The sequence below is a fragment of the Limnohabitans sp. INBF003 genome (assembly GCF_055396645.1).
Map to the genome: position 1 here is coordinate 1,552,922 of NZ_AP029222.1, position 26,125 is coordinate 1,579,046.

Annotated in this window: 19 protein-coding genes; 14 read left to right on the forward strand and 5 right to left on the reverse strand. The window is 57.7% G+C overall.

Annotated features, from left to right (window positions below; translation table 11 throughout):
- Positions 1-53 precede the first annotated feature (53 nt).
- The 14 genes from ACZ5VE_RS07115 (at position 54) to ACZ5VE_RS07180 (ending at position 20,854) form a co-directional block, all read left to right on the forward strand.
- Positions 54-1,940: a TonB-dependent receptor domain-containing protein gene (locus tag ACZ5VE_RS07115; RefSeq protein WP_464457299.1), complete on the forward strand. Its 1,887-nt coding sequence runs from the start codon at positions 54-56 to the stop codon at positions 1,938-1,940.
- Positions 1,940-2,749 carry a cobalamin-binding protein gene (locus ACZ5VE_RS07120; protein ID WP_464457300.1) on the forward strand — a complete coding sequence of 270 codons (810 nt, stop codon included), beginning with the start codon at positions 1,940-1,942 and terminating at the stop codon, positions 2,747-2,749. Before ACZ5VE_RS07115 ends, ACZ5VE_RS07120 begins: the two co-directional genes overlap by 1 nt.
- The gene (locus tag ACZ5VE_RS07125) at positions 2,742-3,617 is read left to right on the forward strand and encodes an ABC transporter substrate-binding protein (RefSeq protein ID WP_464457301.1); all 876 of its coding nucleotides are present in this window, start codon (positions 2,742-2,744) and stop codon (positions 3,615-3,617) included. The genes ACZ5VE_RS07120 and ACZ5VE_RS07125 overlap by 8 nt, the downstream gene beginning before the upstream one ends.
- Positions 3,614-4,630 carry a FecCD family ABC transporter permease gene (locus ACZ5VE_RS07130; RefSeq protein ID WP_464457302.1) on the forward strand — a complete coding sequence of 339 codons (1,017 nt, stop codon included), beginning with the start codon at positions 3,614-3,616 and terminating at the stop codon, positions 4,628-4,630. Before ACZ5VE_RS07125 ends, ACZ5VE_RS07130 begins: the two co-directional genes overlap by 4 nt.
- On the forward strand, positions 4,627-5,391 hold the full coding sequence (locus tag ACZ5VE_RS07135; protein ID WP_464457303.1) for an ABC transporter ATP-binding protein: 765 nt from the start codon (positions 4,627-4,629) through the stop codon (positions 5,389-5,391). Before ACZ5VE_RS07130 ends, ACZ5VE_RS07135 begins: the two co-directional genes overlap by 4 nt.
- Before the next feature lie 4 nt (positions 5,392-5,395).
- Positions 5,396-6,889: a cobyric acid synthase gene (locus ACZ5VE_RS07140; protein WP_464457304.1), complete on the forward strand. Its 1,494-nt coding sequence runs from the start codon at positions 5,396-5,398 to the stop codon at positions 6,887-6,889.
- A 10-nt stretch (positions 6,890-6,899) separates the two neighbouring features.
- Entirely contained in the window at positions 6,900-7,142 is a 243-nt protein-coding gene (locus ACZ5VE_RS07145) for a glutaredoxin family protein (RefSeq protein WP_464457305.1), read from the forward strand.
- A gap of 37 nt (positions 7,143-7,179) precedes the next feature.
- Positions 7,180-8,163, forward strand: a complete 984-nt coding sequence (locus ACZ5VE_RS07150; protein WP_464457306.1) for a TauD/TfdA family dioxygenase — start codon at positions 7,180-7,182, stop codon at positions 8,161-8,163.
- A gap of 42 nt (positions 8,164-8,205) precedes the next feature.
- Positions 8,206-11,097 (forward strand): SNF2-related protein, encoded by a 2,892-nt coding sequence (locus tag ACZ5VE_RS07155; protein ID WP_464457307.1) that lies wholly within the window; start codon positions 8,206-8,208, stop codon positions 11,095-11,097.
- A 128-nt stretch (positions 11,098-11,225) separates the two neighbouring features.
- Positions 11,226-12,212 (forward strand): AAA family ATPase, encoded by a 987-nt coding sequence (locus ACZ5VE_RS07160; RefSeq protein WP_464457308.1) that lies wholly within the window; start codon positions 11,226-11,228, stop codon positions 12,210-12,212.
- An 18-nt stretch (positions 12,213-12,230) separates the two neighbouring features.
- On the forward strand, positions 12,231-14,558 hold the full coding sequence (locus tag ACZ5VE_RS07165) for a S8 family peptidase (RefSeq protein ID WP_464457309.1): 2,328 nt from the start codon (positions 12,231-12,233) through the stop codon (positions 14,556-14,558).
- Positions 14,559-14,608: 50 nt separating this feature from the next.
- The gene (locus ACZ5VE_RS07170; protein ID WP_464457310.1) at positions 14,609-16,378 is read left to right on the forward strand and encodes an AIPR family protein; all 1,770 of its coding nucleotides are present in this window, start codon (positions 14,609-14,611) and stop codon (positions 16,376-16,378) included.
- A 10-nt stretch (positions 16,379-16,388) separates the two neighbouring features.
- Entirely contained in the window at positions 16,389-18,080 is a 1,692-nt protein-coding gene (locus ACZ5VE_RS07175) for a site-specific DNA-methyltransferase (RefSeq protein ID WP_464457311.1), read from the forward strand.
- Positions 18,077-20,854, forward strand: coding sequence for a DEAD/DEAH box helicase family protein (locus tag ACZ5VE_RS07180; protein WP_464457312.1), 2,778 nt, complete (start codon positions 18,077-18,079; stop codon positions 20,852-20,854). The genes ACZ5VE_RS07175 and ACZ5VE_RS07180 overlap by 4 nt, the downstream gene beginning before the upstream one ends.
- A gap of 46 nt (positions 20,855-20,900) precedes the next feature.
- Here the strand turns inward: ACZ5VE_RS07180 and ACZ5VE_RS07185 are convergent, their stop codons facing one another.
- The 5 genes from ACZ5VE_RS07185 to nth form a co-directional block, all read right to left on the reverse strand.
- A complete protein-coding gene (locus ACZ5VE_RS07185; protein ID WP_464457313.1) occupies positions 20,901-21,485 on the reverse strand; it encodes a DUF2894 domain-containing protein in 585 nt (194 codons plus the stop codon).
- On the reverse strand, positions 21,482-22,138 hold the full coding sequence (locus ACZ5VE_RS07190) for an OmpA family protein (RefSeq protein ID WP_464457314.1): 657 nt from the start codon (positions 22,136-22,138) through the stop codon (positions 21,482-21,484). Before ACZ5VE_RS07190 ends, ACZ5VE_RS07185 begins: the two co-directional genes overlap by 4 nt.
- A complete protein-coding gene (locus ACZ5VE_RS07195) occupies positions 22,138-24,507 on the reverse strand; it encodes a DUF802 domain-containing protein (RefSeq protein ID WP_464457315.1) in 2,370 nt (789 codons plus the stop codon). The genes ACZ5VE_RS07190 and ACZ5VE_RS07195 overlap by 1 nt, the downstream gene beginning before the upstream one ends.
- Positions 24,504-25,295 (reverse strand): DUF3348 family protein, encoded by a 792-nt coding sequence (locus ACZ5VE_RS07200; RefSeq protein ID WP_464457316.1) that lies wholly within the window; start codon positions 25,293-25,295, stop codon positions 24,504-24,506. Before ACZ5VE_RS07200 ends, ACZ5VE_RS07195 begins: the two co-directional genes overlap by 4 nt.
- Positions 25,296-25,478: 183 nt before the next feature.
- On the reverse strand, positions 25,479-26,111 hold the full coding sequence (gene nth / locus ACZ5VE_RS07205) for an endonuclease III (RefSeq protein WP_464457317.1): 633 nt from the start codon (positions 26,109-26,111) through the stop codon (positions 25,479-25,481).
- Positions 26,112-26,125 lie beyond the last annotated feature (14 nt).

Below are 26,125 nucleotides of genomic sequence, written 5' to 3' on the forward strand. Positions count from 1 at the left end.
AGCCCATGCACTGTCGGGGAAGGCGGTGAGGGCGTTTGACTTGTTAGTTTTTAATGAAAAATCGTTCCATTTGTGCGCGCCGTTTTGCGCCTGCGCTTTCTGTTTTGTCGTTGGCTTGCGGTGTCGGCGCGTCTGCGCAGGCCCTCGAACTCAATCCTGTGGTGATCACTGCGGCCGGCATGTCACAGCCCTTGTCGGAGGTTTTGCCGTCGGTCTCGGTGATCACGCGTCAGGAGATTGAGCAATCTCAGGCGCAGTCACTGGCTGATTTGTTGCAAGGTGAAGCGGGTTTCGAATTTGGCCGTAATGGCGGTCCTGGCACCATAACCTCGTTTTTCCTGCGCGGGCAGGAAAGCAAAAACCTGGTGTTGATGGTCGATGGCGTGCGTGCACAGACCGATGGCATTGGCTTTTTGCAGATCACCGATTTGCCCTTGTACCAAATTGACCGTATTGAAATTTTGCGAGGCAATGCCAGTGCCTTGTATGGCGAATCGGCCATTGGCGGTGTGATACAGATTTTTACCCGCCAAGGCACGGGTGCTCCCAAGGCCTATGGTGCGCTCAGTGCGGGCACCCATGGCACGGTGGGCCTGAGTGCCGGTTACGGCGGTTCTTCGGGCGACTACCGCTTTGACATCAGTGTTGGCAAAAACCGCAGCGACGGTTTTTCGGCCATGAACACCACACAAAAAACGCGTGCCAATCCGGATCGAGACGGGTTTTCTTCAGAATCTTTTGCTGCACGTTTCGAAAAGAAAGTGGATGCCGATCTTTCGTTGGGCCTGCGTGCCAGCAGTCGCCGTGCCCAGATGGAATACGACGACACGACGGGTGTGACCGACAGCCATTTGTTCAAACCCAAAAACGATCTTTTAGGTGTGTTTGCGCGCAAAGCAATCACGACCGACTGGGTCAGCAGCCTAGACCTGTCCCGTTCCGAGTTGTCTTACGACGATTTGAAAAATGGTGTGGCCTATGCCGCTGGCGACCGTTCGTCCAAAAACGGCCATTTCGAAGGCTCGCAAAACGCCTTGCGCTGGTTGAACCAGTGGCAAGTCGGCCCAGGCACGGCGATCAGCTTTGGTGCCGATCACAGCGAAGAGAAATTTTCTGCCATCGGTGACTTCGCCTACGACATGGAGCGCACTTCCACTGGCTTGTTTGCAGGTCTGACCCAAAAGTTTGATCGCCTCACAGCACAATTTAATGTGCGCCGTGACGAGGTCAAAGTGGCGCACGCGAACGCTTGGAGCACCAGCGATAACCGGACAGCGAAAAATACCGGTTTGCTGGGTTTGGGCTACCAGTGGACACCCCACTGGCGTTTAACGGCCAGCACATCCACCGGGTTCCGCGCACCCACAGCCAGCGATGTGGCAGCCAATGCATTGCTCAAGCCAGAAAGCCATCAAACTCACGAAGTTGGGGTCGTTTTTTCGGATGCAGACATGCTGGTCCGTGTGGTTTACTTCGCCACATCCACCCACGACGCAATCGCTTATGACCAGGATTTCAATGTCCTGAACATTGGCGAATCACGCAACAAAGGCTTTGAAGCAACAGTCAGGGCCCAATGGCTGGGTAACCGCATCAAGCTGAGCGCCGTTTCGCAAGACCCTTTCAGTGTGAGCTACAGCGAACGCTTGGCACGCCGTGCTCGCCAATACGCCTCCCTTGATGTGTCACGCACGTTTGGCAGCTACGACATGGGCATGAAGGTGTATGCCTCGGGTGAGCGAAAAGACTCGCACTACAGCCCGGGTGTCAACCTGGCCGGTTACGCGACAGTCGCTCTGTACGCCAGCCGCAAGATCGACGACAACTGGACGGCTCGCTTGCGTTTGGAAAACGCCTTCGACAAGCAGTACCAACTGGCCTATGGCTACAACACACCTGGCCGTGGATTGTTTGCCACCTTGCAATACAGTCCTAAGTAATGTCCTCATTGGCGCTTTCCCCCCAACGCATCGTTTGTCTCACCGAAGAGACAACGGAGTGGCTCTATTTGTTGGGGCAAGAGCAGCGCATCGTGGGCATCTCGGGTTACACCGTGCGTCCGCGCCGTGCCCGTGAAGAAAAGCCCAAGGTCAGTGCATTCTTGAGCGCCAAGATCGACAAGATCCTGGCGCTCAAGCCCGATTGTGTTTTTGGGTTTTCGGACCTGCAGGCCGACATCGCGGCTTTGCTCATCCGTGCGGGCGTGCAGGTCACGGTGTTCAACCAGCGCAGCGTGGATGAGATTTTTTCGATGCTCTACCAGGTTGCAGCCATGGTGGGGCAGGCCGAGCAGGGCTTGGTGCGTTTGCAGGCCATGCGGGCCGAGCTGGATGCGATCCAGAACAAGGCTGCGAGCTTCAAGCGGCGGCCCAAGATTTATTTTGAAGAATGGGACGAGCCCCATATCAGTGGCATCCGCTGGGTGTCTGAATTGCTGGGCATGGCCGGGGGCGACGATGTGTTCCCCGAGCTGGCGGTTCAGTCGCTGGGTAAGGACCGCATCATTGCCGATCCGCAGACCATCATCGACCGCGCGCCAGACATCATCATCGGCTCATGGTGCGGCAAGAAGTTCCGGCCTGAAAAAGTGGCAGCGCGTCCAGGTTGGCAAGATGTGCCTGCCGTGCGCAACGGGCAGTTGTTTGAAATCAAATCGGCCGACATTTTGCAACCGGGTCCGGCGGCCTTGATCGACGGCGTGGCGCAGATGCACCGCATCATCAGCCAGTGGGTAGACCAATATGCTTGATGTTCGCTCACTCTGCTTGATGGGCTTGTTGCTGTGCTCAGCTTGGGCACAGGCCATCACGGTGCGTGACGACCGCCAGCAGGATGTGGTGATCGCCAAACCGCCCGAGCGCATCGTGAGCCTTTTGCCGTCTCTCACTGAAACCGTTTGTGCGCTGGGGCAATGCCACAAACTGGTGGGCCTAGACCGTTACTCCAACTGGCCTGAATCGGTGCGCCAACTGCCGCGCATGGGTGGTGGTCTGGACCCCAGCATTGAAGCCGTGCTGGCTCAGCGCCCCGATCTCATTCTGATGGCCACATCGGCTCGGGGGGCCGAACGATTTGAGTCTTTGGGCTTGCATGTGCTGGTGCTGGAGCCGCGTACCCATGCGGATGCGCAGCGGGTGTTGCACCAAGTGGCTCAGGCGTTGGGCGTGGCCAAAGCCCAGAGCGATGCTATTTGGCGACAGATCGATGCGGGCGTGGATGCTGCCGCGCAGTCTTTGCCAACCCGCGCCAAAGGGCAAAAGATTTACGTGGAAGTCAGCCCTGCGCCTTACGGTGCAAGCGAGTCGTCTTTCATCGGCGAAACGCTCACGCGTTTGGGCATGCGCAACATCTTGCCCGCCAGCTTGGGGCCTTTCCCCAAAATCAACCCCGAGTTTGTGGTGCGCGCCCAGCCCGATGTGATCATGGCCGGTGACAGCAGCCGAGCCAGCATGGTGCAGCGACCCGGGTGGTCTCAACTCAAGGCGATCCAGTCCGGCAAGGTCTGCGCCTTTTCGCCCGAAGAGTCCGACATGCTGGTGCGTGCGGGCCCGCGCATGGCCGAAGGCGCACGCCTCATGGCGCAGTGTTTGCAGCGTACCGCCGGAGACAAGCCTTGAACCCGTCGCCCAAGCCCTGGCTGCTGAGCCTGACACTGACCGTGTTGGGGGCTGTTGGCATCGCCCTGGGCAGCGCCATGGGCAGCACAGGCTGGGAGCCTTGGTGGCAGGCCGCGCAACAGGGCACCGCGGACACGGTGGTCTGGCAAATCGTGTGGGACATCCGTTTGCCCCGTTCGTTGGGCGCTTGGGCGGGTGGCGCTTTGCTGGGTTTGGCTGGGGCCTTGGCGCAAGGCTTGTTTCGCAACCCCTTGGCCGATCCTTATTTGTTGGGCAGTGCCTCGGGCGCGTCGCTGGGTGTGGCCATTTACTTGAGCCTGTTCGGCGGCAGTGTGATGGCCATGGGCTGGTGGGTGAAACTGGGCATGACCGGCGCCGCGTTTGCGGGCGCAGTGTTGGCTGTGATGTTGACCTTGCTGTTGGCGCGTGGCGTGCAACACACCCTGCGCTTGTTGTTGGCCGGCGTGGTGGTGGGCGTGGTTCTGGGGGCCATCACCTCGTTTTTGAATCTGTGGCGGCCCGAAGTCTGGCAGGGCATGCAAGGCTTCATGCTGGGCTCCACAGGCTTCATTGGCTGGACCTCGTGCCTGCTGATGTGCGCCGTCTTGCTGCTCTGCGTGGCTTTGGCGGTGGTGATGGCGCGTGTTCTGGATGCCCTCACCCTGGGCGAAAACACCGCACTCAGTCTGGGGGTGCCATTGGCACAAGCCCGCGTGTGGCTCATCGCCGTGATCGCTTTGGCCACCGGCACGGCGGTGGCGCAAATGGGATTGATCGCGTTTGTGGGCTTGGCCGCACCCCATGTGGTGCGTGCATTGGTGCGCACCACGCACCGCTGGACAGTGGTGCTGGCCGCGCTGACGGGCGGCTTGCTGCTTTTGTTGGCAGACCTGCTGGCCCGCGGCTTGATTGCCCCCCAGGAAATGCCGGTGGGTGTGCTCACGGCGATGCTGGGCGGCGGTTATTTGCTGTGGCGCATGTCCCGCATCTCATCGGCTGGAGGGCTGTCATGAGCGCCGCGTTGAAAGCACAGGACTTGCGCGTTGCTCTGGGTGGGCAAGAGGTACTGCACGGGGTGAACTTGACCCTGCCCGCTGGCCGATGGACCAGCATTGTGGGCCCCAACGGGGCCGGTAAATCCACTTTGCTCAAGGCTTTGTCCGGCTTGCTGCCAGCCAAAGGGCTGGTGCATTGGTTCGATACACCTTTGGAAAACATCGGCCGACGTGAACGAGGGCAACAGCTGTCATGGCTGGGGCAGGGTGAGGGCGCCAGCGACGACCTGCGGGTGTCCGATGTGGTGATGCTGGGCCGTCTGCCTTACCAGGACTGGTTGTCTGCGCCCAGTGCGCTGGACCAGCAAATGGTCGAGTCGGCCCTGAAGGCCACGCAAGCTTGGGACTGGCGTGATCGCACCTTGGGGCAGTTGTCGGGCGGTGAACGTCAGCGCGTGTTGCTGGCCCGTGCCTTGGCGGTCAATGCGCCCGTCATGCTGATGGACGAACCACTGGCCAATCTGGACCCACCGCACCAAGTGGACTGGCTGGAGCAGGTGCATTGCCTGTTGGCCCAAGGCACCACGGTGGTCAGCGTGTTGCACGAGATCGGCATGGCCTTGCACGCCGATGACGTGGTGGTCATGCAAGCCGGGCGCGTGGTGCACCATGGTGCCTGCGCCGATGAAGCCACGCAGCGGGCCATTGAAGCGGTGTTCGACCAGCGCATCCGCATCGTGTCGGTAGAAGGCCAAAGCGTGGCGCTGCCTCGTTTGTGATGACATGACCTCGCCTCAAAAAGCGCGTTGCATCATGGTGCTGGGCACATCCAGCGGCGCAGGCAAAAGCTGGTTGACCACCGCGTTGTGCCGCCATTACGCGCGCCAAGGGCTCAAGGTCGCGCCTTTCAAGGCACAGAACATGAGCAACAACGCCCGCGTGGTTGCCAGTGCCAGCGGGTTGGGCGAGATTGGCAGCGCGCAATATTTCCAGGCGCTGGCGGCCAAAGCTGAACCCGATGTGCGCATGAACCCGCTGCTGCTCAAGCCCGAGGCCGACACGCGCAGCCAGGTGGTGTTGCTCGGGCAGGTGCACCCCGAACTGACCGAAACCCCTTGGCGCGGGCGCAGCGAAAAAGTCTGGCCACAGATTGCGCAGGCTTTGGACGAACTGATCGCCGAGAACGATGTGGTGGTGATCGAAGGTGCGGGATCGCCAGCCGAAATCAATCTGATGGCCAGCGACATCGTCAACCTGCGCGTGGCTCGCCACGCCAACGCCCAATGCCTGCTGGTGACCGACATTGACAAGGGTGGGGCCTTTGCCCACCTGTATGGCACCTGGGCACTGCTGCCGCCCGAAGACCAAAAGCGGATCACAGGTTTTGTGCTCAACAAGTTCCGGGGCGACGCCAGTTTGCTGGCCCCAGCGCCCGAGATGCTGCAGACTTTGACGGGTGTGCCCACCGTCGCCGTTTTGCCCATGTGGTGGCAGCATGGCCTGCCCGAAGAAGATGGTGTGTTTGATGACCGCAGCCTTGCCAACGGGGCGGTGACCAAAACCGTGGCCGTGATCGCTTACCCGCGCATCAGCAATCTGGACGAATTTCAGCCGCTCAAAAATGTGCCCGGCGTGCGTCTGCTTTGGGCCCGCAGCCCGGCCGAATTGGCTGGCTTGCAAGCCAGTGACTGGGTCATCCTGCCTGGCAGCAAACACACCAGCAGCGACTTGGCCTGGCTGCGCCAGCAGGGGCTGGACGCGGCCATCGCGCAGCATGCGCAGCGCGGTGGTGCGGTGCTCGGCATTTGCGGCGGCCTGCAAATGCTGGGAGAAGCACTGATCGACACCCACGGGGTTGACGGCAACGCGCCGGGCCTGGGTTTGCTGCCGCTGGTGACCCAGTTTGCGCCCGACAAGACCGTGACCAAGACCTTGGCACGCTTTGATCAGGTGCATGGGGCTTGGTCTGCACTGTGTGGCATCGAGGTGGCTGGCTACGAAATCCACCATGGCCAAACGCAAGGCCACAGCGGCATGCTGGCCGGTGGCGCCGCATTGCATGAAGTCATGGCGGGGCTGGCTTGGCAAAACAGCAATGGCCAAGTGTTGGGCACCTATTTGCATGGTCTGTTTGAATGCCCGGCTGTGCTGCAAGCCTTGTTCGGTGCACAAGCGCCCACGCTGGAAACAGTGTTCGACGGCTTGGCCGATTTCATTGAAATGCACATGGATCCCGCCGTCTTGGCGCATTTGATTCAAGACCCCAGCGATCGCTAAAATGCCGCTCATGAACCTCAAAATCGTCGTTTACTCCAAGTCCGCATGCCCCCAATGCGAATCCGCCAAGATGGTGCTCAAAACCAAATCGCTTGATTTTGAAGAAATCAAGATCGATGGCGAGGCCGAACGCATGGCGTTTTATGAAAAATGCGGACCTTCGGTTCGTCAAATGCCCCAAATTTTCATCAATGACCAGCGCGTGGGTGGTCTGGCTGGCTTGCAGGCTGCACTGGCACAACTCGGCCGCTGAATCCGGACCGCGGCTTGCGGACCTTTAAGGAAACCCCATGAGCCTGATACTCAAGCAAGCGATCACTGGGCCCGCCGCCTGGAAGGGCGCCAACATGGTGGGCGACACATCGTGGTTGCACCACTTGTCCGCTGAGGTGTTGGCCACGCTCGACGCCGCGCTGGCCCATGTCAAAGCCCAAGGGCTGACGTTTCCTAATTTTTCACGCGACGACTTTCCGATTGGCGACTGGGCACTGGCCCTGAAGGCGCACAGCGACGAGCTGGAAAACGGCCGGGGCTTTCTGGTGTTGCGCGGCCTGCCTGTTAAGCGCTACAGCGAAGAAGACATCCAGATCCTGTATTACGGCATTGGCCTGCACATGGGCGTACCTGTTCGCCAAAACCCCAAGGGCGACCTGCTCGGCGTGGTCATGAACGTGGGCGATGTCACTAAAAAAACCACCCGCGTCTACGAAACCAACCTGTATTTGCCTTACCACTCGGACCCGTCGGACGTGGTGGGCCTTTTGTGTCTGCGCAAAGCCAAGCAGGGCGGCCTGAGTTCGCTGGTGAGCGTGGCCGCGATCTACAACGAGATCCTGCAAAAGCACCCCGAGTACCTGGGCCTGTATTACCGCACCTGGTATTTTTCGCACCTGTGCGAAGACCTGCCCAGCCTGTCGCCCATCTTCAGTCACCACCAAGGCAAGCTCAGCTGCCGTTACCTGCGCCAGTACATCGAGCTGGGCCATGAAATCCGCCAGCTGCCGCTGTCCAAAGTCGAGATCGAGGCGCTCGATTTGTTTGACGACATCATGCACCGGGAAGATTTCCGTCTGAGCATGATGCTGGAGCCCGGTGACCTTCAGTTTGCCAACAACTACGCCGTGCTGCACTCGCGCAACGAATTTGAAGACCACGGCGTGCACGAACTCAACCGCAAGATGCTGCGCCTGTGGGTCAAGATGCCCAATGCACGGACTTTGGCACCGGAGTTTCCGGGGCGCAACGGGTTCCCTGCACCAGCAACGCTCGCCTGAGCGGCTCAGGCCGCAGTCAGCGCTCTTGAACAACTAATCGGCATGCCGTCTTCATCAATCACGCCTTACCAAAGCCAATACTACGCATGGCAACTCACACGGCGGGCGGCGGCCGACTCGGTTGAGGCTCTGGCCTCGACCTTGGTCAACTCCCAAGTTGACCTGAACCCACATCAGGTGGAGGCCGCGCTGTTTGCCTGCCAAAACCCCTTGTCGCGTGGCGTGATCCTGGCCGACGAAGTGGGTTTGGGCAAAACCATCGAGGCCGGACTGGTCATCTCCCAGCGCTGGGCCGAGCGGCGGCGCAAGGTCCTGATCATCGTGCCGGCCAACTTGCGCAAGCAATGGCACCAAGAACTGCAAGACAAGTTCAGCCTGCAGGCCACCATTTTGGAGGCCAAGAGCTTCAATGCATTGCGCAAGTCCGGACAAACCAATCCGTTTGTTTGCCCCACTGGCCCGGTCATTTGCTCTTATCAGTTCGCCAAAGCCAAGGCTAAAGACATCAAGGCCGTGGCTTGGGACTTGGTGGTCATGGACGAAGCGCACCGCCTGCGCAACGTCCACAAAAAGAACAACGTCATTGGCAAGACGCTCAAAGACGCGTTGTTCAAAGTGCATTCCAAAGTGCTGCTGACGGCCACACCTTTGCAAAACTCACTGCTGGAGCTGTATGGCTTGGTCAGCATGATCGACGACCGTGTCTTTGGCGATGCCGACAGCTTTCGGGCGCAATACGCCACGCCCACCAAGGGTCAAACCTTTGAGGCCCTGCGCCACCGCCTGGCTCCGCTGTGCAAACGTACCTTGCGACGACAAGTGCAGCCCTATGTGTCTTACACGGCACGCCGCGCCATCGTGCAAGAGTTCACGCCGACCGACCAAGAAAAAGAGTTTTCCAATTTGGTGGCCGACTACCTGCGCCGTCCCAATTTGCAGGCCATGCCCGAAGGGCAGCGCCATCTGATTTCGCTGGTCTTGTGGAAACTGCTTGCATCGTCCAGCCACGCCATTGCAGGCGCACTGGACACCATGGCCAAACGCCTGCAAGGCGTGCTGGACGAAACGCCAGACGACCTGGACATGATCGACCAGCTTGACCAAGACTACGAAGCGCTGGACCAAATGGCCGACGAAAGTGGCTCCGAAGAGGGTGCCCTGGGACAAAGCCGCCCTGAAAACGCCAGCCAACGCCAAGCCATTGCCACCGAGATTGAGGAGCTGCGTCACTTCAAACAACTGGCCATACAAATACAAGGCGACGCCAAAGGCCAGGCCCTGCTCACGGCACTGGCCAGGTCATTCTCAGAGCTGGCGCGTTTAGGCGCACCGCAAAAAGCCATCATCTTCACCGAGTCCCGCCGCACGCAAGATTATTTGCTCGAACTTTTAGCTGGCACACCCTATGGCGATGGCATCGTGCTTTTTAACGGCACCAACAGCGACGCACGCGCCCAAGTCATCTACAAAGACTGGATCAAAAAGCACCAAGGCACAGATCGCATCACCGGATCTAAAACCGCCGACACCCGTGCTGCACTGGTGGAATATTTCAAGGATGAGGGGCGGGTGATGATCGCCACCGAGGCCGGTGCCGAGGGCATCAACTTGCAGTTTTGCTCGCTGGTCATCAACTACGACTTACCCTGGAACCCCCAGCGCATAGAGCAGCGCATTGGCCGCTGCCACCGCTACGGGCAAAAATTTGATGTGGTGGTGGTCAATTTTGTGGACCGCACCAACGAAGCCGATGCCCGCGTTTACGAACTGCTGGCCGAAAAATTTCAGCTCTTTGAGGGCGTTTTTGGGGCCAGTGACGAAGTGCTGGGCGCGATTGGCTCGGGCGTGGATTTTGAGCGCCGTATTGCCGACATTTACCAAAACTGCCGAGACCCGCAAGAGATCAAAACCAGCTTTGAGCAGCTACAGCTGGACCTGAAAGGCGAGATCGACGAGGCCATGGTCAAGACCCGCCAACTGCTGCTGGAAAACTTTGACGAAGAGGTGCAAGACAAACTGCGCCTGCGTGCCGAAGACAGCCGCAGCGCCCGTGGCCGCTTTGAGCAAATGCTCATGGCCCTGACCCAAGCCGAGCTGGCCGACTGTGCCCACTTTGATGCCGATGGCTTTGACCTGCACCGCACCCCCGAAGGCCTGCCCAACGCCGAACTGGGCCGCTATGAACTGCCCCGTCGCACAGGCGAAGCCCACATCTACAAACCGGACCACCCGCTGGCCGAATGGACCATTGAACGCGCCAAAGCCCGCCAACTGCCCCACAGCCAATTGCAGTTTGACTACAACGCCTATGGCAACACCGTCAGCAGCCTCAAACCTTTCAGAGGGCAGGGCGGCTGGCTGACCGTGAAGCTGGTCACCGTACACGCGCTGGGCATCATGGAGCAGCGCCTGTTGGTGGCAGCCGCCACCCACGCTGGGCAAACCTTGCCCGACGACGTGCCCGAAAAACTCTTGCGTTTGCCTGCCCGAACACAGACCAGCGCAGTTTTGACGGCTGGCCTGTTTGACGCGGCCAACCAAGCGCTGGACGCCTCGCTGCTTGAGCGCCAAAGCGACTTTTTGCGCGATGTGAACCGCCGCAATCTGGGGCACTTCGAAAAAGAAGTGGAAAAGCTCGATGCCTGGGCCGATGACATGAAACTGGGGCTTGAGCAAGAAATCAAGGCCATCGACCTGGCCATCAAAGAAGTGCGCCGCACTGCGGCCACAGCAGCCACGCTGGAAGACAAGCTGACACAACAAAAACGCCAGCGCGAGCTGGAGGCCAAACGTACCCAGCTGCGCCGGGAACTGTTCACACGGCAAGATGAAATCGAAGCTCAGCGCAATCACTTGATTGAGGGGCTGGAGGGGGAGCTGGGGCAGCAGGTAGAAGAGCAGACTTTATTCAGCGTGGAATGGTCGCTGGACTAAAAAGCAGGTAAAAATTACTCATAATCGAACGATTCAAAACTAAAACATCGTTTAGTTTGCATCGGCAAAATGGTAGTCGTGGATTCAGGGCGGTAGCTTGTAAGATTCCACGATCTAAGGAGATAAAAATGGCCAGTGGCAAAGTGCTCAGACAGCTGATCCGCGCAGGTGCGGAAGGTGATCTGGCGGGCTTTCGGATGGCATCACAGTCCATCATTGACGAAGAGCGTCAAAAGCAGCACCACTTGTTAGCCAACGATCTTGAGCGGCTGTTGTATGGCGACCGCATGACCACTCCAGCGCAAAGCCGGAAACTTCATGCAGTGAGCAACTTACCTGCCAACAAAGATAGTGGCCTTGATCTTCTAGAGACACGTCCTGTCATTAGGGAAGAAAAAGACTTGGTTTTGGCCGACACCAGCAAGTCACTGCTCGACGAAATTTTGTTGGAGCACAACCGTGCTGACGTTCTCCGCACATACGGCATGCAGCCAGCACAAAAATTGCTGTTCTGCGGCCCCCCTGGTTGCGGCAAGACCCTGGCCGCAGAAGTGGTGGCCAACGCCTTGTCCATGCCTTTGGTCTTGGTCCGATTGGACTCGGTTATTTCATCCTTTTTGGGCGAAACCGCTGCCAACTTGCGCAAGGTCTTCGACTTCATCTCTCAGCAGCCCGTGGTGGCCCTGTTTGACGAGTTCGACGCGTTGACCAAGGACCGGGGTGACAGCGCTGATCATGGCGAACTCAAGCGATCCGTCAATGCGGTGCTGCAAATGATGGACAGCTACCGTGGTGACAGCATCCTGATTGCCACGACCAATTATGAAAGCTTGCTGGACAAAGCAGTCTGGCGGCGCTTCGATGAGGTCATTCAATTTGAGTTGCCCACGCTGGACCAAATCAAGCGCCTGCTGGCTTTGAAGCTTTCAGGTGTGCGCCGCAACTTTGAGCCCGAGGATGGCCAGATCGCTTCACAATTCAAAGGCATGTCGCATGCCGATATAGAGCGAGTCCTTCGACGCGCCATCAAAGAAATGATCCTGTCGGGTCGTGAATTCCTTGAAAGAAAGCACATAGACGCAGCACTCGCACGCGAATATCGCCACAAAAAATAAATTGAGAGGGGGGAGGCGATGCCATACGAACATCTGCGAATCAGCAGAGAAACACCGCAGCCTGAGCGACACCGCAGACCAGGTTTTTCTTCAACACCTAAGCCGGAAGATCCTCGTCAATTCGGTCTTAATTTGGCTCATAAATTTCGAGTCAACAGTGAGCGAATCTCACAGCTTTCGATAAACGGATTTGATCAACGCAAGTTGTTAAAAATCAGGTTAATTGATGGCGTGGGTGCATTGCCTGAGTTTGATCGAATTCCTGGCGTTGAAATTGTTAGCCAAGAGGATAAGTCCGTTGTATTGGCATTCGCCACTGATCAAGGTCTGAGTGAGTTTGAGAGCCGTTTGTCAAGTTTGGCGCGAAACGGCACAGCTACTCGGAAAGAATTGCTCTACGCCATAGCCGACTTCGAAAGCTGGACGCCAGATGACCGCACAGGTGCGGCCCTGCGCGAGCACGGCTATCCTGAGGCTGAGAATTTTGTGCTCGACGTCGAGCTTTGGCCACAGGATCGAACAGATCAGCGCCGAGCTGAAATGACAGCCTTCAAAGCTTGGATTGAAGAAAACCAGATTGAATGCCTAGACGATTTGGTGCAACCATCCTTGATGATGGTGCGATTGCGTTGCAACCTAGCGCAAGCTGGTTTGTTGTTGCGCCATCGTGATGTGCGGGTGGTGGACCTACTGCCGCGAAGGGGTATCAGCGTCCAGCTGCTGATGACCGATGTGGATGACATCCTGCAACCTTCATTGCCCGATCCCAATGCGCCAGCCGTTGCGGTCCTTGATTCAGGCTTGACCAGTGGGCATCCTTTTTTGGGGCGTGCAGTGGGCGATGCACAAGACTACATTCAAGGCAGCACGAGTCCAAATGACCGGGCACCACATCACGGCACCTTTGTTGCTGGCATTGCGCTTTATGGTGACGTAGAAGCGTGCGTTCGACAGCGTCAATTTGTGCCTCACTTGAATTTGTTTTCGGGCAAAGTGTTCAATGACGATGACCAAGACCAGACCGAGTTTGTAGAAAAAGCTGTGGAGCGTGCGGTGCGCGATCTACAAGAACAATACGGCTGCCGTGTGTTCAACCTGAGCTATGGTGATCGCAACAAAATATACGACGGCCGTCACCTCCGTGGATTGGCATACACCTTAGACCGTTTGACCCGTGAGCTGGGTGTGCTGTTCGTCGTACCAACCGGCAACCTGTTTTTGAACGAGGTTGACGCCAATTACCCTGATTACCTTCTTGCCGAGTCAGCGCGTTTGCTGGACCCTGCCACGGCACTCAATGTGCTGACTGTCGGCGGTTTGGCACAACATGAAGCCAGCAGAGACGCACAACGCTACCCAGACCAAATTGAAGAACGCGTTCTTGCGCGAACAGGGCAGCCTTCGCCTTTGACCCGTACAGGGCCATCCATCAATGGCGCTATCAAGCCTGACCTGGTCGAGCATGGGGGCAATGTGGCCATCAACCGTGGAACGAACCGTGCTAGGCACCAAGGCTTGGGCGTGCTGTCATTCCATGGCGGATTTGGACAACCGGGCGGAGGCGCCTTCCGCGAAGACCTTGGCACCAGCTATGCGGCCCCAGTAGTGGCCCACAAGGCTGCGCGACTGCTGCAAGACTTGTCTAACGCAACGCCCAACCTTTTGCGTGCCATGCTGGGTGCGCATGCTTACTGGCCTGCTGCCACCAAGACGCTGCTCACCGTTGCCGACAAAACCCAAACCAAAGACCGGATCACCCGACTTGTGGGGTACGGCCAGGTGAACGATGTTGCGCTGTACCGGTCGTTGGACGATGCAGTGACCTTGTTGGGTGAAGAACAGATTGCCAATAACCAGCACCACATTTTTGAATTACCAGCGTCAGAAAATTTTTGGCAAGGCAGGGGCCGGACCCGAGAAGTGTCCGTAGCACTGGCCTACAGTCCCGAAGTGCGAACCACCCGACTGGACTACCGCAAAAGCAAACTGTCATTCAGCCTGGTGACTGCAGGGTCATTGGACGAAGTGGAGCAAGGCTTTCAGCGCAACCGCGCTGAAGGCATGAGCGAACGGGGCACAAACCGCTGGCTGTCTAACCTGGACAGAAAAGACGGAACTTTGCAGGTGTCGCGATGGACGTTTAAACAGGCCCTTGTGAACCAACAGAAGGTATTTGTGGTCGTGACCCGGCAAGACACTGCATGGTCAATAGATGACGGATCGCTGGAGTCATACGCCCTTGCACTGGTCTTGACTGACCGAGAAAACGCATCTGCGCTGCTTTATGCGCAGGTCAATGCAGAGCTTCAGTTGCGTGCGCAGGCTCGCGCACGCGTCAGAGTTTGAAATATATAAAAACAGGGACAAAAACAATGCCTTCGCTTGAGCCTCGATACATGACGATTCTTAAAAAGGTACTGGCAGATCGTTTCGTGCCTTCACTGCCACCTTTGCTTGATACAAAAAAATCACCTGAAGACCAAAAAGCCAAACAGTTGTCGAGGGCATTCAGCGCTTTTGTACTGCACAAGTTGCTTGACATCACGCCTCAGGCTGCAGCTGAATCAGTCGTTGATGATTTCAACGACAAAGGCATTGATGCGATTCACTACGATGCCTCTACAGAGACCCTTTACCTGTTGCAAACTAAGTTAAAGGAGTCTGAACAATTCAAACAAGAGGATGCGCTGCCATTTTGTGAAGGCATTCGTCTTCTGCTCAAGCAGGACTTTTCTTCTTTTAACGCGAACGTTCAAAGGCGGAAAGCGGAAATCGAAGATGCTCTTGATACATGTAGCCATATTCAATTGGTTGTTCCCTATACAGGTGAGGGAATTTCCAAAACAGCCAGTGATGCATTGCAAGCCTTACTGGATGACGAAGATTTAGATGAAGAACGCCTGTGTCAGCAAGTGACCTACTACGTGGCAAGCGATATCACGCGTCATCTGCTTGCTGAACAGGCTTATCAACCAGTGCATACAGATATTGCACTTCAAAAATACGAGAAGGTCGAAGAGCCTCGCCCTACCTACTATGGTGTCACTCGATTAGGGGACTTGGTCGCCCTGCATCAGCGCTATGGGAAGGCCTTGTATGAGCGAAATATTCGCTACTTCCTAGGGAGTGCGAAATCAGATGTCAACAAATCCATTAAGACCACACTTCTAGACACGCCTGCTGATTTTTTCTATCTGAACAACGGCGTGACAGCCGTTTGTGACTTGATTGATCCAAAATCAAACAAGGGTGGATTCAAGAAGTTCAAAGTGCGAGGCTTGTCGATCATCAACGGAGCACAAACGGTTGCGTCGGCGGCTGAGTTTGTTGATCAATACCCTGGTAAGAATATCGATGATGCCAAAGTGATGTTCACATTGATCCAAGCGCCTGCGGAAGGTGTGTTTGGTCAACGAGTAACCAAGGCTCGCAACCATCAAAATCCTGTGCAGTCCATCAACTTTACTTCCTTGGATCAAAACCAAGAAAGACTGCGCCAAGAAATTGCTCATCTTGGATTCGCGTATCACTATCGCCCTGAGGCTGCAGCAACAGGTGAATATGCCATCACCCTGGACGAGGCACTGAAAGCGTTGGCTTTGCTGAATAGTGATCCACGTTACACAGTTTGGCTTAAAACTGAGGCAACTCGACTGGCAACGGTCGATTCCGCTGAATATCAGTCACTTTTCAGTGAGCAGCTGTCAGGTGTTGTATTGGTGAATGCAGTGCATTGCCATCGTGCGATTCGCAGCCTCGTGATGGACTATGAACAACGAGCGCCTCTGCGCAGTCAAGAGCGGTTGGTTTACAGGCATGGAGGCAATGTCATTTCATCTGTCATGCTCAAACGCTTGCGAAAGCGTATCAACTCAACGCACGTCATCGAGCCCGATGGTCTGTTGCAGCTGATCAGTGCAGAACTGGATGCGTTGCGTGAAACCTCCGCCGAGTTGTTTTCACCCCATGCAACCAATGGCCCCTTGTCATTCTTCAGAAACCAAACGGATGTCATTCCGTATATGGCTGAAGTGATGGAAATCCACTTCAACCTTTCGGCGGACCCTGCAGTGCAGGAGTTACGGGCAAGAAATCGAGAAGATAAAGATGGATATCCGCGAAAACGGCTGATCGACTACTTGGTCAGCCGCGCCCCACAACTGTGAAAATAGCACCATGACAAAGCAAAAATTAGAACTGACTTGGATTGGTAAAGAGAAGCGGCCGCAGTTGGAGCCGCGTATTTTGCTGGAGGACCCGGCGCGGTCGTATCACGCGAAGCAGCGGTTTTCGGATGCGGATATTTTTGACAACCGGCTGATTTTTGGGGACAACTTGTTGGCGCTCAAGGCGCTGGAGCAGGAGTTTGCGGGCAAGGTTAAGTGTGTGTTCATTGACCCGCCTTACAACACGGGCAGTGCGTTCACGCATTACGACGATGGGGTGGAGCACTCAATTTGGTTGGGTTTGATTCGGGATCGTCTGGAGATCATTCGTCGTTTGTTGTCAGACGATGGTTCGTTGTGGATCACGATTGATGACAACGAGGCGCATTATTTGAAGGTGATGTGCGATGAAATTTTTGGACGAGCTAACTATAAAACGACGATTACTTGGCAGCGTAAATACAGTGTTAGCAATAATTTCCAGGGCATAGCCACGATTTGCGATTTCGTTCTTGTTTATTCGAAGAGTGAAGCTTTTAAGAACAATCTCTTGCCTCGCACAGAGGAGTCTACAGCTAGGTACAACAATCCAGACAATGATCCACGAGGACCTTGGAAGGCTGTGGATTATTTGAACCAAGCAGTACCAGAAAAACGTCCAAATCTTTGCTATGACATCGTAAATCCCAATACGGGTGCAGTGATTAAAAACACAAAAAAAGCATGGAAATACGATCCAACGTCACACAAAAAGCACGTTGAAGAAAACAGGATTTGGTGGGGGCGCGATGGTAGTAATTCAGTTCCTGCTTTAAAACTTTTTCTCACCGAGGTCAGGGATGGTATGACCCCTCATAACTGGTGGCCACATGAGGAAGTGGGGCATACCGATGAAGCCAAAAAGGAGATGATTGGGCTTTATGGTGCCCGTGATGTTTTTGACACGCCGAAGCCTGAGCGGCTGCTTAAAAGAGTACTTGAAATTGCCACAAATCCCGGCGACCTTGTTTTGGACTCATTTGGTGGCTCTGGCACCACGGGTGCAGTCGCCCACAAAATGGGTCGCCGTTGGATCATGGTGGAGTTGGGCGAGCATTGCCAAACGCACATCATTCCGCGCCTCCAAAAAGTCATTGACGGGCAAGACCCCGGTGGCGTGACCGAGGTCACGGGCTGGAAAGGCGGCGGTGGTTTCCGCTACTACAGTCTGGCACCCAGCCTGATCGTCAACGACCGTTGGGGCAACCCGGTCATCAACCCCGAGTACAACCCTGCACAGTTGTCAGAGGCGTTGTGCAAGCTCGAAGCGTTTACCTACGCGCCCTCTGAAACGCGCTGGTGGCAGCACGGCCATTCGAGCGAGCGCGACTTCATTGTCGTGACCACGCAAAACCTGTCTGCCGATCAGCTGCAGGCCTTGGCCGACGAGGTGGGCGAAGAGCAAAGCCTGCTGGTGTGTTGTGCGGCGTATCACGGAGTGACGGCGGCCAAGGCTGCTGAGCGGTGGCCTAACCTGACGCTCAAGAAAATCCCCAAGATGGTGCTCAGCCGCTGCGAATGGGGCCATGACGACTACAGCCTGAACGTGGCCAATTTGCCCATGGCCCAAGAAACGCCAGAAGCAGAACCCACGACGAAGGCCAAGAAAACAAAAAAAGCAGCCGCGCCACAGCCCGGACTGTTTGAGGGAGAAGAACAATGAACACCCGCGTTCAACACCATGTGGCAGGCCGCTTGTCACTGCGGCCACCGCAGGCCGAGTCTTTGGCCAAGCTGATTGCCGCGGTCAATGCTGCACCTGAATTGCTGGCGCACGAAGCTGATGGTCAGCCACGCGATGTGACGGCCATTTTGAACAGCCTCAAAGCGGAGTTCAAAACGCTGGATGACTTTGAGCGCGAGTTTCCTTCGCTGTGCTTTGCCTTGGCCACGGGTGTAGGTAAGACGCGCCTGATGGGCGCTTTTGTGTCTTATTTGCATTTGGCGCATGGCATCAACAACTTCTTTGTGTTGGCCCCCAACCTGACGATTTACAACAAGCTGATTGCCGACTTCACGCCCAACACGGCCAAGTATGTGTTCAAGGGCATTGCCGAGTTTGCGCAGCAGCCCCCGCTGATCATCACGGGCGACAACTACGACCAGTCGGGCGCGGCCGTGGCCGATGCGCCCGCTGGCTTTGCGCACGATGTGCGCATCAACATCTTCAACATTTCCAAAATCAACTCCGAAGTGCGTGGCGGCAAAGAGCCGCGCATCAAGCGGATGAAAGAGGTGCTGGGCGACAGCTACTTCAACCACCTGGCCAATTTGCCAGACTTGGTGATGCTGATGGACGAGTCGCACCGCTACCGCGCCAGCGCGGGTGTGCGTTCCATCAACGAGCTGCGGCCTTTGATGGGCCTGGAAGTCACAGCCACGCCGTTTGTGGAGTCCACCAAAGGCCCGGTGCCTTTCAAGAACGTGGTGATGGACTACCCGCTGGCCCGGGCCATGGAAGACGGCTTTGTGAAAGAGCCTGCGGTGGCCACCCAGCGCAACTTTGACGCGAAGGCGCACAGCGCCGAAGAGATTGAAAAAATCAAACTCGAAGACGGCGTGCGCCTGCACGAAAACACCAAAGTGGAGCTGCAAACCTATGCGCTGGACAACGGCGTGAAACGGGTGAAGCCCTTCATGTTGGTGATTGCCCGCGACACCACGCATGCCGCGCAACTCAAAGACCTGATCGAGTCGCCTGCCTTTTTTGAAGGCCGTTACACGGGCAAGGTGATTCAGGTGGACTCCAGCCGCACGGGGGCGGAGGAAGAGGAAATGATTGCCCGCCTGCTGGCGGTGGAGAGTGTGGACGAGCCCACAGAAATTGTGATCCACGTCAACATGCTCAAAGAGGGCTGGGACGTGACCAACCTCTACACCATCGTGCCGCTGCGGGCGGCCAACGCTCGAACGCTGGTGGAGCAGTCCATTGGCCGGGGCTTGCGTTTGCCCTATGGCAAGCGCACGGGCGTGGAGGTGGTGGACCGCCTGACCATCGTGGCGCACGACAAGTTTCAAGAGATCGTGGACGAGGCCAACAAGGGGGATTCGCCGCTCAAGCTGAAAACCATCATCTTGGAAGCGCCCACCAAAGACGAGCGAAAGGTGAGTGTGCAGGTGCAGTCAGGGGTGATGGCGGCTTTGGGGTTGACCGCTGCAGCGCCTGTGATACCTGGTCAGCCGACCGTAACGCCTACAGGTTCGAGTCAAAGCCCGACTCAAGACCAGGTGCAGCCTGCTGCCAAGCCCTTGTTCACGACCGATGCCGAACGCAACGCGGCGGTTGTTGCCTTGCAGGTGATTGCACAGTACGAGGTCAAGCGTGACACTGTGCCCACCAGCGGCGCATTGCTCACGTCCGCTGTGCAGGCGCAAATTGTGGCCGAGGTGCAGGCCCGCCTGCAGCCCAAGCAGGGTGATGTGCTGGGCGATGCCGACAGCCAAGCCCATTTGCTGGATGTGGCGGCGGTGGTTGCCAAAACCGTCGAGGTGGTGGTGCAGCAGACCATCGACATTCCGCGCATTGCGGTGGTGCCTTCGGGCGATGTGACCACGGGGTTTCATCCGTTCAAGCTGGATGTGAGCGGTTTGCATTTGCAGCCCAGTGAGCGCGAAATCGTCATTCACAACCTGCAGAACAACAAGCAAACCCATTTGGCTTCGCAAGTGCGCCAGAACGAATCACGGCTGGAGGATTACATCGTTCGAGAGCTGGTGGAGTTTGACGACATCGATTACTTCACCCAGGCTGATTTGCTGTACGACTTGGCCGGGCAGATGGTGGCGCACCTCAAAACGTATTTAACCGAAGAGGCCGACATTGTGAATGTGTTGGATGGGCACCGCCGCACGATTGCCAACGCCATTCATGCGCAAATGATGGCGCACTTTTGGGAGAAGGCCAGCAGCTACGAAGTGAAGGTCAGCAGGGGCTTTACCGAGCTGCGGCCTTGCAACTACACGGCGGTATCGGGCCAGCCCGTACAGCTGATTCGTGAGACCTTGACCGAAGTGAGCAAGATTCGCCAAATGTTGTTTGGTGGCTTTGCCAAGTGTTTGTACCCGCTGCAAAAATTTGACTCGGACACCGAACGACGCTTTGCGGTGATCTTGGAGCGCGATGCGATCAAGTGGTTCAAACCTGCGAAGGGGCAGTTTCAGATTTTCTACAAACTGGGCACCGAGCAGCCTGAATACATTCCGGACTTTGTGGTCGAGACAGACGGCTTTATTTTGATGGCCGAAACCAAGGCCAAAGATGAGCTGAAATCTGGCGAAGTGTTGGCCAAAGCCGATGCGGCGGTGCAGTGGTGCAAGCACGCCTCAGACTACGCCGCCACTGTGGGCGGCAAGCCCTGGAAATATTTGCTTGTGCCGCACGATGTTGTGAGCGAGTCCAAGCGCTTGGTGGACTATCTGCAGTACCAACCGGCCTAGGCTGTGAGGGCCGTTGGCGCCTCGTTTTTGAGTTGAAGGCGCCCAATTACTTTTTCGGAGGAGATTTTTTACGGGCCACAGCTTTGCTCTGCTCCGAGCCCTCTAAAAATAAAAGTGTGTCCACATGCGCCATGAACCGGTTGAGGTAATCCGGTGAGATGTCGCGCATCAGGCCCAGCGAACGCAGCACCAACATGTGCGAGTTGATCGGGCCTGCATTTTGCGGCGCTTGGGCGATGGCTTGAGTCACCTGCTTTTGCACGCTGATCTGGCTCAGCTGCTTTCTAAACTGCTGAATGCGCGGATTTTCGGTGGGCCACCCAGCGGTTTTTCCGGATGACTGCGGCCCACTTTGTGCCTGCATGTCTTGCAGCAGCGTGGCCATGGGGGAGAGCTGCACAGGGCTGGCGGCAGGCTGTTCGTTGGGCTCGCCCGCCGCGTTCATGCACGCTTCAAAACGCTGCAGTGTGTCCTGCAATTTGGCCTGCAGCAAGCGCTTTGCAGGGCCGGATTGCGCTTGCATGCGCTGGGCCAATGTTTCAATGTAATGCCAGCCGACGGCATCCACCCGTGCAGCACCCGCAGCCCGCAGAGCTTCGAGGTCTGACAGCGGTGGTGCGGCTTCGTTCATGGCTTGTTTGTGTCCTGCTTGGCGCTGGCCGTGTTGGCTGCTTTGGGCACAGGGGCCATTTCCACGCGGCGGTTCTGGGCGCGAGCTTTCTCATTGGTGTTGGCCACCAGAGGTTGCTCTTGCCCGAAGGCCGCCGCAAACAGTTGCGATGAAGGCATGCCTTCTTCGATCAAGGTGCGCGTCACGGTCAGGGCGCGCTGCGCCGACAGTTCCCAGTTGTCTGCAAACTGCCGGTTGCGGCTGCCCACCGCCTTGTCGTCGGTGAAGCCGCTGACCATCAGCATTTCGTCTCGGGACTGCAGGTAGCTGCGCAGGGGCACCACCAGGCTCTTGAGCAGCTGGCGCCCCTCGGGTTCGAGCTTGTCGGAGTTCAGCTCAAAGAGCAGCTTGCCGCTGATGCCGATGCGGCCGTTGTTCAGGGTGATGCGGCCACTGGCCAGTGGAATGGCCAGGGCTTGTTCCAGCGACAGGCGCTTTTGTTCTTCGACCTGGCGCTTTTGCACCTCGTTTTCGAGCTTGGAGGCCATGTCCAGCTGCGTCGCCATCACGCCCACCAGCAGCAGCACAAACGCGCCCAGCAGGCCGGTCATCAGGTCGGCAAACGAAATCCAGGTGGGTGTGGTGGATTCGCTTTCGGCTTCGAGTTCCAGCATCAAGCGGCTCCTTCGGCCTGGCGTTGCTGCAGGGCTTCCAGCACGTCTTTCTGGCTGCCGATGCTCAGGTCAATCATTTCACGGGCCTGCGCCACGTAATAGGCCAGCTGTTCGTCGCTGCGGGTCATGGATTTTTCGATGGCCTGCTCGATGCGTTGCAGGTTGGCCATGAGCTTTTCATTGGTCTCGCTGAACGAACGCACCGCAAAGCCAAAGGTTTCGCCCAGGCTGGCCACGTCCACCGCGCTGGCAGTGACTTGCGCAGCGATATCGCCCAGCTTGTGGGTTTCGGCCGCCACGTGCTCATGGAACTCGCCACTGGTCTGGGTGAGCGACGCTTGGCTGGCGGTGACCATCGCATCGATCACGCCGCGTTGTTCGGTCGACGCATGGTTGATCGCGTCCAGCAAAGTGCTGAGCGTGCCCAGAATGCGGGTGCGCTCTTCGAGCAAGGCGTTGTCACGCGCCACACTGACCGAGATTTCCTGACGCAGCTGGCCAATGACTTCGGCCGCTGCTTTGGGCGCCTCGGAGGCGGTTTCGATCAGACGGGTAATGGGGTCTTCCAGCGCCGTGCCCAGCGTCGTCAGGTGCGCGGTCACTGCAGTTTGCAGTTCGGCCAGGCGGGCCACGGCGGTTTGTCCCCGTGCGTCCTCTGCGTCCCGCAGAGCCGACAGCTCTTCGCGCAACACGGCGGCCAGCTCCTGGGCGCGCTGCTCGTGCGCGGCAGCCCACTGCGCTTCGGAGGCGATACGCTCGCGCATCAGCGCTTCGCTGCTGGCCATCAGGCGTGTGATGTCTGCCAGCGTCTGGGTGGCCTGGGTTTGCGTGTGGGTGGTGATGTCTTGCGCTGTGCGGCTCAAGGTGTCGCAAATGGCTTGCTGCTGCGTCAAGGTTTGTGCGCCTGCGCTTTGCCACTGTTGGCCCAAGCTGCCCGCCGTGGCTTCAAGAGAGGCTTTCCAGGCGTCCAGGCGCGCTTGGTCGGCTGCTGCACGTTCGTCGTGCAGGCGCGTGATGTCTGCCAGCGTCTGGCTGGCGTGGGTTTGCGCGTGTGTCTGGATGGCTTGGGCTGTTTCGCCCAAGGTGTCGCAAATGGCCTGTTGTTGCGCCAGGGTCTGTGTGCCTGAGGCTTGCCACTGGCTGTGCAGCGACGATGCCATCTGCGCCAGCGAGGCCTGCCAAGCGTGCAGGCGCTCTTGGTCGGCGCTGCTTTGCAGGGCTTGCTGCTGGGTTTGTGCGGCGCTGACCTGCTCGACCAGCCCCTGGGCACTGCGCTCGAAATTTTGGCTGAACGCGTCCAGCGTCTGGCCGACACGCTCGGTCATCTGGCTGCTGGCTTGGGCGTGGCGGGTCAGTGTCTCGGCGCTGGTCTGCGCCACGGTGGCGGCTGTAGCGGCCATTTGGGTGTTGAGCTCGCCCAGTTGCTGCTGCGTGTTGAGCAGCAGGCGCTCGTTCATGGCCTGGGCTTGGTCCGTCAACTGGGTCATGGTGGCTTGCACCACAGGGCGAATGCCGTCGCTGGCCAGTTGCATGCTTTGGCTCAAGCTGGTGCGCAGCGATTGGTCGACCGACTGCGCCAGACCTGTGTAGGCCGTGTGCACTTGCTGGTGGAAGCTTTGCTGGTTGGCCAGCAAGCGCTCATTCATCTGTTGACTGGTTTCGGCCATTTGGGCCATCAGGCTCTGCAGTTGCTGCACCACTTGCGGCAAGGCTTGCGACTGCTGCTGCAGTGCCTTGAAGGTTTCTTGCCGTTGGTGCACCAGAGAAAAGCCGCGCAGGCTGGTGGCCATGAGCGTGTCCAGCAGCTGAGTGGCTTGTGCGCGCTCGCGGCGGGCCAGGCTGCTCATCAAACCCAGCATGGCCGAGGTGGCCACACCCGCCACCGAGGTGCCAAACGCCAGACCCAAACCCTTGATGGGTTCGGAAAATGCCGCCCGAATGCCCGCGACGTTGGTCGAGCCTTCCAACGCAAACACCGCGCCATTGAGCGTGACCACCATGCCCAAAAACGTGCCCAACATGCCCAGCATGACCAACAAACCCACCAAATAAGGCGTCAAAGCCGGGCCGGGCAGGCCCACACGCTCACCTTCCACACGTTGGCGGATCGGGTTTTGCAAGCCGGGCGGCAGGGTGATCAGCCAATCGTTCAGGTTCTGCAAGTCTTGCGGTATCTCAGACAGCGCGTGGCTCAGTGCGGCAGTGGCGGCGCGGTATTGGCGCAACTCCATCGCCCCAAAAACATAGACCCCACCAATGACAGCGGCCATGATCAAGACCAGCAGGTGCGAGGTGGCCACTGCGGCCGCCACCCAAAGGACCGCCAATGCGCCCAGCCCGAAGGCGATCTGAAAGGAATATCGTTTCATTGTTCTTGTGGTGTGTTTTGGTTGAAGGCTTCAAGAAGGCCCAGCACGGGTTGCAGTCGCGTGTCCAGCTCGGCCAGCAAAGCCGTGCGCAGGGCTTGGCGCAGTGGCAAAAGCCAGGCCATGGGGCTCACGGTGGTGGCTGATGCGGCGTCAGAACCCTCAGCAAGGGCTTCGGCTTGTTTCTTGAGGTGTTGTTTGAGGGCTTGCGCAAAGCGCTTTTCGAGCATCTTGGAGACTTTGCCCAGCAAAACCGCTTCGCGCTCGCTCAGGATGTTTTCAAAAGCGGCATCGAGCGTGGCCAGTTGTTGCAGGCTCGGCGCACTTTTGCTCAACTGCCCCCGCACTTGCGAACGCAAGGTCTGAACGGACACTTCCATTTGCCGCTGGTGGGCAGCATAAAAACGGCGATAGGGTTCATAAGCCGTTTTGGGCTCGATCGGCTCGTCGAGTTCTGCCGGGGGCATGTCGATGCGTGCCAGACCTGAGCCACTGGGCGCACCCTGCGCGATGGATTGTTCAAGCTGGGCGCGTACTTTGTCGACATGCCGGGTCAGCGCCTCAGGCGTCATCACCCCCACACGTCGAAGGTGTGCAGGCTGTTGCGCTGCGGGCTGCGGCTCAGGGTTGAGCACGCCGTGCAAAGCAATGGCTTGGCGAAAGTTCAGCCAATCGCCCAGCTTTTGACCCACATCGTCTGTGACAGGGGCGGCATCGATCATGGCGTTTTCGGTCAGAAAACGCGTGAGCCTGGAGCTGTTGAAGTGGGTACGCGGCAGGGCTCGCGTCATGGGCAGGTCGGATCGGGTTCGAAAAGCAGCGCAGCGCGCTCTTGAGGCGACGGCGGCACAGGCCATCCGTCAAGGAGCTGCCCAGTCGGGCAGAGGGCCAAATTTTACCCGCCAGAGAAGCCTCACTCTGAGGGGCAACTCAGCCACTTCTGAATGCCTAAGAAGTCAATTCAAGACGTCGGCTCAGGGTGTCTTGGGCTTGAAATCACAAAAAGCCGCCACCGCGCACTGCCCGCACAGCGGTTTGCGCGCCTGGCACACATAGCGCCCATGCAGGATCAGCCAGTGGTGGGCATCGACCAAATAAGGGGCCGGGATGCGCTTGAGCAGCTTTTGCTCGACTTCGAGTGGCGTTTTGCCTGGAGCGAGTCCGGTGCGGTTGCCCATGCGGAAGATGTGCGTGTCCACCGCCATGGTCGGCTCGCCAAAGGCCGAATTGAGCACCACATTGGCGGTTTTGCGGCCGACGCCGGGCAAGGCCTCCAGGGCTTCGCGCGTGCGGGGCACCTGGCCGCCATGCTTTTCAACCAAAATCCGGCAGGTTTCCAGCAGGTGTTTGGCTTTGCTGTGGTAAAGACCAATCGTCTTGATGTAACTCTCCAGACCTTCCAGTCCCAGGTCCAAAATCTTTTGCGGCGTGCCCGCCACGGGAAACAGCTTGCGCGTGGCCTTGTTCACGCCCACATCGGTGGCTTGGGCCGACAGCAGCACGGCGGCCAGCAGCTCGAACACGCTGGTGTACTCCAGCTCGGTCACGGGCATCGGGTTGGCGGCTTGCAGGGTGGCAAAAAAAGATTCGATCTGTGCGGGCTTCATGGTGTCTGGATGTT